Origin of the sequence: Mesorhizobium sp. B2-3-11 (genome assembly GCF_006442215.1) — a bacterium.
Taxonomy (GTDB): domain Bacteria; phylum Pseudomonadota; class Alphaproteobacteria; order Rhizobiales; family Rhizobiaceae; genus Mesorhizobium; species Mesorhizobium salmacidum.
In genome coordinates this window covers 95,977-108,310 of record NZ_VFVS01000022.1, presented here as the reverse complement: position 1 = coordinate 108,310, position 12,334 = coordinate 95,977, and the positions used below count along the sequence as shown (strand labels likewise).

Here is a 12,334-nt window from a genome sequence, read left to right as displayed (position 1 = left end):
AGACGATATCGGATGCCGCCGCCACGTCGCGGGAGGTCGATGCCTCGTGGGCGCCTCGGCCGAGAAGATCTTCCGCCGGTTTGCGGTTTTTCCGGCCGAGGAAGGTCAGGGAGTACCCCTTGTCGACGATGTTCTTGGCGATGCCGTGACCCATCAGGCCAAGGCCGACAAAGCCGATCTTCTCGCTGGTGGCGGTGGTGTTCATGCTAGCTGTCCTGTTGCAATTATCGATAATGTTGCCGCTGTTTTAGCCATAGACGGTTGCGGAAAGCAATATTGTCTGACAATACACGTCAATCCTAGGACTTTCGTGGAGACCAGAAATGACGAAGCGGATCATGTTCACCGGCGGCAGCGGCAAGGCTGGGCGCCATGTCGTGCAATATCTGGTGGAGCAGGGCTGCCAAGTGCTCAACATCGACACCAGGCCGCTCGACAATCCCAAGGTGCGCACGCTGATCACCGACATCACCGACAGCGGCCAGGTGTTCAACGCGCTGTCGAGCTATATGGGGCTGCACGAATTCGATCCGTCGCTACGGCCGCAGCCGGTCGACGCCGTGGTGCATTTCGCCGCGATCCCACGCATCATGATCACGCCCGACAATGAGGTGTTCCGCATCAACGCGATGGGCACCTACAATGTGATCGAAGCTGCGGTGAAGCTCGGCATCCGCAAGGTGATCATCGCTTCCAGCGAGACGACATACGGCCTGGTGTTCGCCAACGAACCACGCGACCCCACGCATTTCCCGCTCGACGAAGATTACGATGTCGATCCAATGGACAGCTATGCGCTGTCCAAGATCGTCAACGAGAAGACGGCGCGCGCCTTCGCGCAGCGCAATGGCACAGACATCTATGCCTTGCGCATCGGCAACGTCATCGAGCCGCATGAGTACTCGCTGTTTCCGAAATGGTTCGCCGATCCGGGCTTTCGCAAACGTATTGCCTGGAGCTACATCGACGCGCGCGACCTTGGCCAGATCACGCTGCGCGCCATCGAGAAGGACGGGCTGGGCTACCAGGTGTTCAATGCCGCCAATGACGACACCTCGTCCGATTTGCCGACCGCCCAACTCCTGAAGCGGTTCTATCCCGGCGTGCCGGTCAAGAGCGAACTCGGTGAATATGAGACGCTGCTGTCGAACCGCAAGGCGCGTGACATGCTCGGCTTCCGGCCCGAGCATAGCTGGCGCAAATACGTCAAGACAGCCTGAGCGTGGTCGAATCACGGCTGGGTTGTGCATAGAAGCCGGCTTTGCCGCCCCACGGCCGCACCGCGCTTGACAGCTTCCCCAAACCGGCCTTTCTGGAACTCATGCGGGACGCGAGGCCGAACAAGGAAAAATCGCCCAAAAAGGCTGTAGCCGCCGAGCGCCCGACCGGCGCTCGCCGGCCCGACGCGGCGCGTATCCCGGGCTCCAGTGTGCATGCGTCGCTGGCGAGCGAGATTGGGCTGCGGATCGTGCGCGGCGACTATCCGCCCGGCACCATCCTGCCCAATGAAGCCAAATGGTCGGAGACCTTCAGCGTCAGCCGGTCGGCGGTGCGCGAGGCGATCAAGATGCTGATGGCCAAGAGCCTGTTGGCATCGCGCCCCAAGATCGGCAGTTGGGTCGAACCGAAGGAACGCTGGAACCTGCTCGACCGCGATGTGCTTGCCTGGTACGCGACGTCGCCGGACCGCGAGGTGTTCTTGAGGACGGTGCAGGAATTCCGCCACATTATCGAGCCGGAAGCGACCGCCTTTGCCGCCATGCGGCGGACCGACGAGCAGATGGCCGAGATCAGCCAGGCCTGCCGGGAGATGGGCGAGGCGAAAAGTTTGCAGGAACGGACCCGCGCCGACACCCGCTTCCACCTCGCCATCCTGCGCGCCTCGGGCAATGATCTGCTGGTGCCGCTCGGCGTGCTGATCGAATCCGCCTTCGATCACCTGTTCACCTACACGACCCGGGAACTCGACGATTTGCAGCTCGCCCAGAAGATGCACGAGGCAATCGAAAAGAATATCCGCCTGCAGCGGCCGGATGCGGCGCGCAATGCCGTGCGCAAGCTGCTGGCCAATACCGACAACGTCATACGTTCGCGGTAGAATTCACCGACATAGCCATTCGGCACTCAGGCGTTTCCGCCTTGCAGGCCGTCGAAGCAATTCAGGCCGGCACCGCCAAAAAATTCGAGAGCCTGTGTCGGATGGGCTTTGTGGTCCCCGTCCTTGGGGTATTGAACAGGAAACCAGGAAGGAGAATTTGACATGCCCAGCACCGTTCGTCTGCATCGCGTTCTGACCACCAGCCCGGAGAAGGTCTACCGCGCGTTCCTCGAAGCGGATGCGCTTGCCAAATGGCTTCCGCCGAACGGCTTCACCTGCACGGTCCATCACTTCGAGGGCAAGGTCGGCGGCACGTTCAAGATGTCGTTCCGCAACTTCACCACTGGCGACAGCCACTCGTTTGGCGGTGAGTATGTCGAACTCGTCGCGGGCGAACTCCTGCGCTACACAGACAGGTTCGACGATCCCAACCTGCCCGGCGAGATCGAGGTGACCGTGACGCTGAAGAAAGTGTCCGTGGGCACCGAAGTGAACATCACCCAGGCCGGCATCCCTGATGTCATTCCCGCGGAAGCTTGCTATCTCGGTTGGCAGGAGTCGCTACGGAACCTGGCCAAGCTCGTCGAACCCGAGATCAAACAATAGGGCGCCCCCATTTAGTCAGGTGCCATTGGCGGGCGAGGGCGGCTAATCCTCCTTTGGACGCCCGAATGCGGCGCGCAGTTCGTCCTTGGCGTCCTCAAGGACCTTCTTGCGCGCCGCGGGCAGGTTTTTGCCGGCCCGGTTGATGTAGAAATTCAGCATCGACATGGCGGACTGGAAGGGCTCGGCCTTGCGGCGGTGGCTGTGTTCGGCCGACCGCTTGAGCGAGGCGGCGATCTTCTTGGCGTCGTTGGATTCGAAGACATGCTCCTCGAGATCCATCGCATTGCTGTGCTCGGTCACCTCGGCCGACCATTTCTGCTTGGTGGCGGTCATGGCTGGGACTCCTTTGCAAGGTTGCTGATCGGAAACTCCAGATGTTGGCGTCGGTTCCCGCATTCGTACCGGCCTGGAGCCACGGATTTGCCCGCTGTGGCGCTGCTGTGCGCCGAGAATGCGTCGATAGTGGCCAAAACAGCAACGATTGAGACCGCCGACAGGAAACGCCTTTGACGCGAACCGACGTGAGCCGGCCCAGCCCCGGCATCGACAGTTCCTACGCCTGGATGCGGCTGGCCATCTCGATGCTGCTGGCGACGATCGGTGCGGTCGGCATGTGGGCCGTTGTCGTCGTGCTGCCAGCAGTACAGGCCGAGTTCGGCGTCGACCGCGCCGCGGCATCCATGCCCTACACCGCGACCATGGTGGGCTTCGCCGCCGGCAATGTGCTGGTCGGCCGCGCCATTGACCGCATGGGCTACTGGATACCGGCGCTGTTTTCCTCGATCGCGCTCTCCGCCGGTCTCCTGCTCGCGGCTGTGTCGACCTCGATCCTGCAATTCACCCTTGCCCAAGGGGTACTGATCGGTGTCGGCACATCGGTGATCTTCGGGCCGCTGATTGCCGATATCTCGCACTGGTTCAACCGCCGGCGCGGGGTCGCCGTTACGGCGGCGGCGGCCGGCAATTACCTCGCTGGAGCGATATGGCCCACCGTCATGCCGACGTTGATCAAGGCGGAAGGCTGGCGCTTCACCTATGCCGCCATCGGCGTCTTCTGCCTAGTCACCATGGTGCCGCTGGTGTTGTTGCTGCGGCGCGGCGCTCCGGAAGCGACGGCCGCCGGCTCGCCCGGAAGTCGGCCGGTGCAGCCGATTTCATTGTCGCCGGCGATGCTGCAGATATTGCTGGTCGTCGCGGGACTGGGCTGCTGCGTGGCGATGTCGATGCCGCAGGTGCATATCGTTGCCTATTGCATGGACCTCGGCTACGGCATGGCGCATGGCGCCGACATGCTGTCGATCATGATGGCCGCGGGCGTCGTCAGCCGGCTTGCCTCGGGCTTTGTCGCCGACCGAATCGGCGGCGTCAAAACGTTGCTTATCGGGTCTGTGCTGCAATGCCTGTCATTGCTGTTCTATATCCCGTTCGACGGGCTCGCCTCGCTGTATGTCGTGTCGCTGGTCTTCGGCCTGTCGCAGGGCGGCATCGTGCCTTGCTACGCGATCATCGTGCGCGAATACCTGCCGGCCAAGGAGGCCGGCCAGCGCATCGGTATCGTCATGATGGCGACGATTTTCGGCATGGCGATCGGCGGCTGGATGTCGGGCTGGATCTACGACCTGACGGGCTCCTACGCCGCCGCGTTCCTGAACGGCATTGCCTGGAACCTGCTGAACATACTGGCGATCGGGCTGTTCATGTGGAAGGCGAGGCACAGGGCGGCCGTAGCGGCCTGAGGAAGGCCAAGCACAGCCACTCAATGGCTCAGCTTGACAACAGGTAGTCACTGCGCGACGCCAGGGGCCGATGGGTGCTGAAACAGGCCGGTGAGATGGTGACAGCTGGAAAGATCGCATTGCGGGCGTGCTTGAATGGCCAGGGGCATGGGCCAAGGCCTTGATCAAGCCGCGCTCGCGCCGGGGCGGTGGCCGCCCGACCATATCTGACGTGGCACGCAAGGCCGGCGTCGGCGCCATCACCGTTTCACGCGCGCTGCGCGAGCCGGAGCGCGTTTCCGAGGAACTGCGCCGCCAGATCCTGGCCGCCATCGAAGAGCTCGGCTATGTGCCGGATCCCAACGCGCGGGCATTGGCCTCGGCGCGGGCCGAGGTGTTCGGCGTGCTGGTGCCTTCGCTGACCAACAACGTCTTCGCGGAGGTGGTGCGCGGCATCTATGACAGCCTGTCGGACAGCCCGTTCCGCATCCAACTCGGCAACACGCACTATTCCGGACTGGAGGAAGAGCGGCTGCTGCAGGTGTTTGGCTCCCAGCGGCCGACAGCGCTGATCGTTGCCGGCATCGACCAGACATCTACCTCGCGAAAGCTGTTGGAAAATGCCGGTTGCCCGGTGGTTCAGGTGATGGAGACCGGACCCGATCCCGTGGACATGATGGTCGGTTTCTCGCATCTCGAAGGCGGCAGGACGGCGACCCAGCACCTGATCGAGGCGGGGTATCGCAGGATCGGTTTCATCGGTGCGCGCATGGACCCGCGCTCGCAGCGGCGCCTGGCTGGTTACCGGCTGGCGATGGAGAAGGCCGGCCTGCTGGACCCGCGCCTGATCACCACCACGCCGGTGCCTTCCAGCGTGCCGCTTGGCCGCGAGCTATTCCGCGATGCGCTTGCCAAAATGCCGACGCTCGACGGCGTGTTCTGCAACAATGACGACATCGCGCTCGGCGTGCTGTTCGAATGCCATCGCGCCTCGATCGACGTGCCGAAGACCATCGGCATTGTCGGCTTCAACGATCTCGACATGATGCAGGTAGCCTTTCCCTCGATCACCAGCATCCGCACCCACCGCTACGAAATCGGCAGGCGCGCGGTCGCCATGGCGCTGGCGGCGATATCGGGTGACAGGCCGGAACGGCGGGTCGTCGACCTTGGCTTCGAGCTCAAGTGCCGCGAGAGCACGGCACGGTGAAGCAGTTTAGAACCTGCTGAAATCAGCCTTTACAGGCATTCTTGGTAGCGCTACCATGCCAGCCAGTGTGAAGTCCGGCTGCTGTTTATTATACATAAGCGACAGAATGTTCCTTGTTTATTATTGATAATATGATACTTTCGTTGCAGCTTAAGGAAGCAACGAGGAGGAACAGGTCGGCCGGGGCCACCTGACGTGCGTGACGGGCCAGGGCGGGAGGTGCTGGGGCGAACACGTCATTGTACTGCAGCTAAACAAACAAGTCAGAACTGCAACTGGGAGGAATATCGATGATCAAGTCACTCGTTGGTGGCATCGTTGCCGCCACTGCATTCGTCATGTTGAGCTCAGCGGCGATGGCCGCAGGCCCAGAAGTCGTCAAGGGACCAGCAGCCGAGCCGGACTGCTTTGCCCCCTGGGCAGCCGATACGCAATTCTTCAAGTTCCCCAAGAAGGCCGGCCCATACCGGATCGCGCTCGCCAACGGCTATATCGCCAATACCTGGCGTATCCAGATGGTGCAGACCGCCAAGGCATATGCGGCACAGCCGGATGTCGCCAAAAAGCTGAAGGAATTCAAGGTTGTGTCGACCGGAGAGGACGTCCCGGCGCAGATCTCCGCGATCAACAATTTCATCGATTCCGGCTTTGACGCGATCGTCGTCAACGCGCAGAACCCGACCGCCTTCGGGCCAGTCATCAAGCGCGCCAAGGAGGCCGGGGTCGTGCTGGTCGCCTTCGACAACATCCTCGACACCAAGGATGCCATCAACGTCAATGTCGACCAGAAGGGCCTTGGCGCATTGTGGGGCAAGTGGTTGGTCTCACATGTCCCGAACGGCGGAAAGGTGCTCGAAGTGCGCGGCGTCGCCGGCACTTCCGTTGACACGGACCGTCATGCCGGCATCCACGAGGTGCTCGACGGCTCGGGCAAGAAATGGGAAGTCACCGAAGTGGTTGGCAAGTGGGACGATGGCGTTGCCCAGAAAGCTACGGCGGACGCGATTGCCACCAACGGACCCTTCGACGGCATCACCGGGCAAGGCGGCGACACCGGCATCGTGCAGGCGATGATGGATGCCAAGCATCCATTCGTTCCGTTCGGCGGCGAGACGGAGAACGGGTTTCGCAAATTCTGCGCCGCGCATGCTGGCGACGGCTTGAAATGCTCCTCCGCTGGCACCGGCCCCGCCCAGGTGGCCGTGGCAATCAAGACGGCAATCGCGGCCCTCGAAGGCAATGTCGTGCCGCAATCGGTGAAGCTGCCGCTGGCCATTGTGGAGGATCCGAACTTCAAGGCAGGCCAGGATTTCTTCCCCGACCAGTCCGACAATTTCTTCGTCGGCAACTCCTTCCCGACCTGCGGCATCAATTTCAGTGCCCAGGAAATCATGGGGCAGAGCAAGGAAAACCAGTAGTCACTTTCTATCATCTGGCGCCGCGGATGATCCCGCGGCGCCAGCCTGCAATCCCACAATCGCCCTGGGGAGGGTTGATGGACGGTGCGGCTCCACTCTTTCGCATGGAAGGCATTTCCAAGCGCTATGGCGGCGTACGGGCGCTGGAAAAGGCCGAGCTGACGGTTTCCACCGGCAGCATCCACGCCATTCTCGGTGAAAACGGGGCCGGCAAATCGACGCTGATCAAGGTCATGGCCGGTGTCGTGGCGCCCGACGAGGGCCACATGATGCTGGACGGGCGCGAGGTGACCTTCGCGTCGCCGGGTGCGGCAAACAAGGCCGGCATCGTCTGCATCTTCCAGGAATTGTCGCTGATCCCCGAACTCAGCGTCGCCGACAACATCGTCATTTCCGATCCGCCCAAACGCTTCGGCATGATCGACCGCAAGGCGCAGCGGCGCATCGCCGAGGACGCGCTGGCGCGCGCGGGTGCCGGCGATATCCATCCGCTGGCCCTGGTCAAGGACCTGCCGCTGTCACGGCGCCAGATGGTGGAGATCGCCAAGGCGCTGGCCAGGAAACCGCGCATCCTCATCCTCGACGAAGCGACCTCGGCGCTGACGGCGGCGGATGTCGCGAAGATCTTTGGCGTCTTGAAACGACTGCGCTCGGAAGGGCTGGCGCTGCTCTACATCTCGCACCGCATGAACGAGATCGCCGAACTGGCCGACCACTGCACGGTGTTCCGCAACGGCCGTAATGTCGCCAGCTACAAGGCCGGCTCGAAGAGCGACAACGAGGTGGTCGAGCTGATGATCGGCCGTGAATACAGCCATATTTTTCCGCCCAAGCCGGCGGCGGCACCCGCTGGTGCCGCCCCCCGGCTCGAGGCGCGCAAACTGTCCTGGGCCGACCGGCTGCACGATATCTCGCTGAGGGTCAGGGCAGGCGAGGTGGTCGGCCTCGGCGGGCTCGATGGCCAGGGCCAGCGCGAATTGCTGCTCGCCTTCTTCGGTGTGTTGCGCGGCCTCTCGGGCGAGGTGCTGATCGACGGCAAGCCGGTGACGATCACCAGTCCAGCGGTGGCCCGCGAGGATGGCATCGGCATGGCGCTCATCCCGGAAGACCGCAAGACCGAAGGACTGATGCTGCCGATGACGGTGCGCGAGAACCTGTCCTTCGCCGCGCTCGACCGGCTGTCGAAAGGCGGCATCATCGACCGTGCCGCCGAACAGCGGCTGATCGACGACATGGTCGGCCTGCTGGCGATCAAGACGGCGGGCCTCGACATTCCGGTCGGCGCGCTGTCGGGCGGCAACCAGCAGAAGGTGGTCATCGCCAAATGGCTGATGCGCCAGCCGCGCATCATCCTGCTCAACGATCCGACGCGCGGCATCGATGTCGGCACCAAGCAGGAGATCTATCAGCTGATGCGCAAGCTGGCGGATGCGGGCGCGGCGATCCTGTTCTATTCGACCGATTATGACGAGCTGATCGGCTGTTGCGACCGGGTGCTGGTGCTCTATGACGGCGCCGTCAAGCGCGAGCTGGTCGGCGGCGAGATCACCGAGCGGGCGCTGATAGCGAGCGCGCTCAACATTCATGGCGAGGAGAGCCCGGTGGGCCTGGGAGCAAGCGTGTGAAAGATTGGCGCTACTGGCTGGCCGAGCAGCGCGGAACGTTGCTGGCGCTCGGCATCTTCATTGTCATGTTCGTCATCTATACCTCGAACCATCCGGCGGGCTTCACCGCCAATGTCGTGCAGACGGCGGCGAACAAGGGCGTGCTGCTTGCCTTCGTCGCCATGGCGCAGACGCTGGTCGTCATCACCTCCGGCATCGACCTGTCCGTGGGCATGATCTTCCTGCTCACCAACTGCCTGGCCTCCTGGCTGGTGGTGGGCACGCCGATGCAGACCACGCTCGGCGTCATCGCCGTGCTGGTGGCGGGCCTTCTGTGCGGCGCCATCAACGGCGCCATCGTTATCTATGGAAGGCTGCAGCCGATCGTCGCGACCATCGCAACCGGGGCGGTCTACTACGGCATCGGCCTTTTGCTGCGGCCCTTTCCGGGCGGCTCGGTCAACGAGGATCTGGCCGACGCCATGACAGGACGTTTGTTCGATCTGGTGCCGGCAAGCCTGGTCGCGCTGCTGGCGGTCGTGCTGTTGATTTGGGTGCCGTTCAGCCGCTCGGTACTCGGCCGTGCCGCCTACGCGGCCGGCTCTTCGGAAACGGCTGCCTATATGTCGGGCGTGCCGATAAGGCGCGGCAAGTTCGCCGCTTACACGCTTGCGGGGCTGCTGGCCGCGATCGGCGGGCTGTTCCTGACCTTTTTCACCTATACGGGCGAGGCCGCCTATGCCAGCGGCAACGCCTATACGCTGTTCTCGATCGCGGCCGTGGTGCTGGGCGGTGTGTCGCTGTTCGGCGGCAAGGGAAGCGCCATCGGCGCCATCTTCGGCGCGCTGGCCTTCCGCACCATTGGCGACCTTCTGTTCGTGTTCGATTTCGATCCGCTCTGGCAGCCGCTGTTCCAGGGCGTTATCCTGCTGGTCGCCGTCAGCCTCGGCGCCTTTGCCCTGTTTCGGGTCCGCAACCGGCTGGAGTGGTTCCTGTGAGCGATACGACCTTGGGCGGCATTGCCGGCCGCATGCCGAAATTCATCCGCCGCGCCGATCCGGCGGTGCTGACCGCCTTTGCCTGTATCGTGGTGCTGCTGTTGGTGGGCAGCCTCTATTCGCGCAGCTTCCTGTCGCCTGAATATCTCTTGCAGCAGCTCAAGGTCGCCTCGTTCCTCGGCGTCATCGCCACCGGCATGATGCTGGTCATCCTGCTCGGCCAGATCGACCTGTCCGTGCCGTGGTCGGTGGCGGCGGGCGCGATGATGGCCTGCGCGGCGGCCGCCTACGGTCCGGCCGGGGTGGCGCTGGCGATCCCGTTCGGCATCTTCTGCGGCGTGCTGATCGGCATCGTCAACGGCATCGGCGTCGCCTATCTGCGCATCCCCTCGATGATCATCACGCTCGCCACCAACGCCGTCGCGCAAGGGCTGATGGTGGTCTACACCGGCGGTTTCTCGCCGCAGGATTCGGCCACCGGCGCCATGCGCTACCTGGCCACCGGCTTCACCATTCCGGGCGTCCCCAACGCGGTCATCATCTGGGCGCTGATCGGGGCCGCAATGGTGTTCGTGCTGACCCGTAGCGGCTTTGGCCGCGCGGTCTATGGCATCGGCAACCGCGAGCGCGCCGCCTATCTCTCCGGCATCGACACAAGACGCGTGGTGATGATCGCCTTCGCCGTCTCCGGCGGACTCTCCGCCTTTGGCGGCGTGCTGCTGGCCGGCTACGCCTCCAAGGCGGCGCAATCGATGGGTGACGCCTATCTGCTGCCGTCGATCGCGGCCGTGGTGCTCGGCGGCACCTCGATCCTCGGCGGGCGCGGCTCCTATCTCGGCACGGTCGCCGGCGTGATCCTGATCACGCTGCTGCAATCCATCCTGTCGGTCATGCAGATGCCGGAAGCGGGACGGCAGATCATCTATGGCGTCGTTATCGTCGCCATGCTCCTGCTCTATGGCCGCGCCCCGGCGAGCCGCTGACGGTGGACGAAAACGCAGTGCAGGCGCCGACGGGCGCTTCCGGTTTGGCGCCTTCGGCCATCGTGGTGATGGGCGTCGCCGGCTGCGGCAAGTCAGCCGTCGGTATCGCGCTGGCCGACGCGCTGGGTGCCGTCTTCATCGAGGGCGACAGGCTGCATCCGCCCGAAAACGTTGCCCGCATGGCGCGGGGCGAACCGCTCACCGACCAGCTGCGCGAAGGCTGGCTCGACGCGATCGGCGAGCGCATCGCGGCGTCGATCGCCAAGGGACAGGGCGTGGTTGCAGCCTGCTCAGCGCTGAAGCGCGGCTATCGCGAGCGTCTGCGCGGTTTTTGCCAGGACATCACTTTCCTTTACCTGGAGATCGACCAGGCGACGGCAAGGCAGCGGGTCGCCGGCCGCAAGGGCCATTTCATGCCGGCAAGCCTGGTCGACAGCCAGTTCGCAATTCTCGAGCCGCCAGGTGCCGATGAGCGGGCATTGACGCTCGACGCGACGCGGCCGGTCGACGAACTCGTCGGCCAGGCAATGCGCTCGATGCGCCGGTCATGAGCCTTCTTCTTCGCTGAAGCCGATCCTGTCCTGAGCTTCTGTCAACCGTTCATGGCGCGACCAGGACATCACCTGCTCGGGGCACTGCTTCAGTGCCTGCAGCAGGCAGTCGCGTTTCAGCAGGATATAGTGTGCCTGCAGGGCCATGTTCTTGGCTCCGTCCCTGGTGGTGTCTACTGCCGGGAGCGCCGATGCCGCCGGCATCAGTTCCGGGCTCAAAACGGCCCGGTATTCCCGGAAGGGCACCACCTCGAAAGTCGACATGGCAAACAGGGCCGTGTTGCCTCGCGCGGCGAAATTCGCCGGCGCCGAGGCAAGGTGTGTCCAGCCGCTTTCGCCCAGGGCGGTTTCGGTGAAGGTCGAGCCGGCGTGGATGGTGTTGGTCATCAGCACGACGCCGTTCCGTTTCAGCATCTTTTGAATGTGGATGGTGACCTGATAGGCGTCGTCGCGGTCGAAGACGATCCGGCTTTTCAGGAACCGGTTCTCGACATGAACCATTGGCGGGTTGAGGAAGCGCTGGCCGAATGCCGTCTCGGAAACGCCATGCGTGTTGACGCTGACCTGATGCGCTTCGATGCCGGCCTCATATATGGCGCGCTTGCCGATTATCGTTTGGGCGGTGAATTGATCGCACCAGAGGATCGCGCCGTGGCCGCGTTGCAAGGCTGCCTGCAAGCCCTCGAGCCCTTCCAGCCGGATCGTCGGCGTCCAGCGACCGGCGACCAGATGCGCGGCGAGTTGCATGCGGCGGCGATGGCGTGCCGCGAGCAATGCCTCGAACAGCTTGCGTGCATCGATGCCGTCGCCGAGCACCGCGCACGTTGCGGCGGCATAGAAGCGGAAATCCTTGCGCATATGGCGCTTCAGGCGAAATCTCGACGCCCAATCGCAGATCGGCGACCACCAACGAACCGGCAGTGCTGCCGCGACGGCGAGATAGAAGAGAGCAATCAGGCTCTCGCGAAGATCCCTGGTGGAGATGCGGCGGAGCCTGCCGGGATTAACCACCTTGCGGCTGAAAAAGCGCACGTCCTCGGCATATTCGGGGACAAAGACGTCGGCGATGATCTCGGTGCGAAAGCTGGCTATCGATGGCTGCTTGCGTGCGGCTTTTCGGGATCTCGTAAACCTCGACAGCCTCATCCACC

13 protein-coding genes are annotated in these 12,334 nt (G+C 63.4%); 10 read left to right on the top strand and 3 right to left on the bottom strand.

The genetic code is table 11. The features are described from left to right. The coding region (locus FJ960_RS25450; RefSeq protein WP_181174313.1) for an NAD(P)-binding domain-containing protein at positions 1-205 on the bottom strand (205 nt) is incomplete at its 3' end. Between the two features lie 118 nt (positions 206-323). Here FJ960_RS25450 and FJ960_RS25445 point away from each other — a divergent pair. The 3 genes from FJ960_RS25445 (at position 324) to FJ960_RS25435 (ending at position 2,704) form a co-directional block, all read left to right on the top strand. Beyond that, on the top strand, positions 324-1,220 hold the full coding sequence (locus tag FJ960_RS25445) for an NAD(P)-dependent oxidoreductase (protein ID WP_140717680.1): 897 nt from the start codon (positions 324-326) through the stop codon (positions 1,218-1,220). 101 nt (positions 1,221-1,321) lie between these two features. Then, entirely contained in the window at positions 1,322-2,098 is a 777-nt protein-coding gene (locus FJ960_RS25440) for a FadR/GntR family transcriptional regulator (RefSeq protein WP_027141552.1), read from the top strand. A gap of 162 nt (positions 2,099-2,260) precedes the next feature. Then, positions 2,261-2,704: an SRPBCC family protein gene (locus FJ960_RS25435; RefSeq protein WP_027141553.1), complete on the top strand. Its 444-nt coding sequence runs from the start codon at positions 2,261-2,263 to the stop codon at positions 2,702-2,704. A gap of 42 nt (positions 2,705-2,746) precedes the next feature. On the opposite strand, the gene FJ960_RS25430 is transcribed toward FJ960_RS25435, so the two are convergent. Continuing rightward, on the bottom strand, positions 2,747-3,037 hold the full coding sequence (locus FJ960_RS25430; protein WP_181166585.1) for a DUF3175 domain-containing protein: 291 nt from the start codon (positions 3,035-3,037) through the stop codon (positions 2,747-2,749). A gap of 173 nt (positions 3,038-3,210) precedes the next feature. Between FJ960_RS25430 and FJ960_RS25425 the strand changes: the two genes are divergently transcribed. From FJ960_RS25425 to FJ960_RS25395, 7 genes are all read left to right on the top strand, one after another. Further along, positions 3,211-4,440 (top strand): MFS transporter, encoded by a 1,230-nt coding sequence (locus FJ960_RS25425; RefSeq protein ID WP_140717676.1) that lies wholly within the window; start codon positions 3,211-3,213, stop codon positions 4,438-4,440. A gap of 160 nt (positions 4,441-4,600) precedes the next feature. After that, complete coding sequence (locus tag FJ960_RS25420; protein WP_140717686.1) at positions 4,601-5,629, top strand: LacI family DNA-binding transcriptional regulator; 1,029 nt, start codon at positions 4,601-4,603, stop codon at positions 5,627-5,629. 290 nt (positions 5,630-5,919) lie between these two features. Continuing rightward, positions 5,920-7,047: a sugar ABC transporter substrate-binding protein gene (locus tag FJ960_RS25415; protein WP_140717674.1), complete on the top strand. Its 1,128-nt coding sequence runs from the start codon at positions 5,920-5,922 to the stop codon at positions 7,045-7,047. Between the two features lie 77 nt (positions 7,048-7,124). Beyond that, positions 7,125-8,672, top strand: a complete 1,548-nt coding sequence (locus FJ960_RS25410; protein ID WP_140717672.1) for a sugar ABC transporter ATP-binding protein — start codon at positions 7,125-7,127, stop codon at positions 8,670-8,672. Continuing rightward, on the top strand, positions 8,669-9,649 hold the full coding sequence (locus FJ960_RS25405) for an ABC transporter permease (protein WP_140717670.1): 981 nt from the start codon (positions 8,669-8,671) through the stop codon (positions 9,647-9,649). Before FJ960_RS25410 ends, FJ960_RS25405 begins: the two co-directional genes overlap by 4 nt. Then, complete coding sequence (locus tag FJ960_RS25400) at positions 9,646-10,632, top strand: ABC transporter permease (protein ID WP_140502324.1); 987 nt, start codon at positions 9,646-9,648, stop codon at positions 10,630-10,632. The genes FJ960_RS25405 and FJ960_RS25400 overlap by 4 nt, the downstream gene beginning before the upstream one ends. Before the next feature lie 2 nt (positions 10,633-10,634). Continuing rightward, a complete protein-coding gene (locus FJ960_RS25395; RefSeq protein WP_140717668.1) occupies positions 10,635-11,183 on the top strand; it encodes a gluconokinase in 549 nt (182 codons plus the stop codon). On the opposite strand, the gene FJ960_RS25390 is transcribed toward FJ960_RS25395, so the two are convergent. Further along, positions 11,178-12,329 carry a hypothetical protein gene (locus tag FJ960_RS25390; RefSeq protein WP_140717666.1) on the bottom strand — a complete coding sequence of 384 codons (1,152 nt, stop codon included), beginning with the start codon at positions 12,327-12,329 and terminating at the stop codon, positions 11,178-11,180. The genes FJ960_RS25395 and FJ960_RS25390 overlap by 6 nt on opposite strands. Positions 12,330-12,334 lie beyond the last annotated feature (5 nt).

What these genes read in the sequence shown, in the direction of transcription:
- FJ960_RS25415 (WP_140717674.1), top strand. Translation starts at nt 5,920, where the DNA reads ATGATCAAGTCACTCGTTGGTGGCATCGTTGCCGCCACTGCATTCGTC.
- FJ960_RS25435 (WP_027141553.1), top strand. Translation starts at nt 2,261, where the DNA reads ATGCCCAGCACCGTTCGTCTGCATCGCGTTCTGACCACCAGCCCGGAG.
- FJ960_RS25440 (WP_027141552.1), top strand. Translation starts at nt 1,322, where the DNA reads ATGCGGGACGCGAGGCCGAACAAGGAAAAATCGCCCAAAAAGGCTGTA.
- FJ960_RS25410 (WP_140717672.1), top strand. Translation starts at nt 7,125, where the DNA reads ATGGACGGTGCGGCTCCACTCTTTCGCATGGAAGGCATTTCCAAGCGC.
- FJ960_RS25390 (WP_140717666.1), bottom strand. Translation starts at nt 12,329, where the DNA reads ATGAGGCTGTCGAGGTTTACGAGATCCCGAAAAGCCGCACGCAAGCAG.
- FJ960_RS25445 (WP_140717680.1), top strand. Translation starts at nt 324, where the DNA reads ATGACGAAGCGGATCATGTTCACCGGCGGCAGCGGCAAGGCTGGGCGC.
- FJ960_RS25430 (WP_181166585.1), bottom strand. Translation starts at nt 3,037, where the DNA reads ATGACCGCCACCAAGCAGAAATGGTCGGCCGAGGTGACCGAGCACAGC.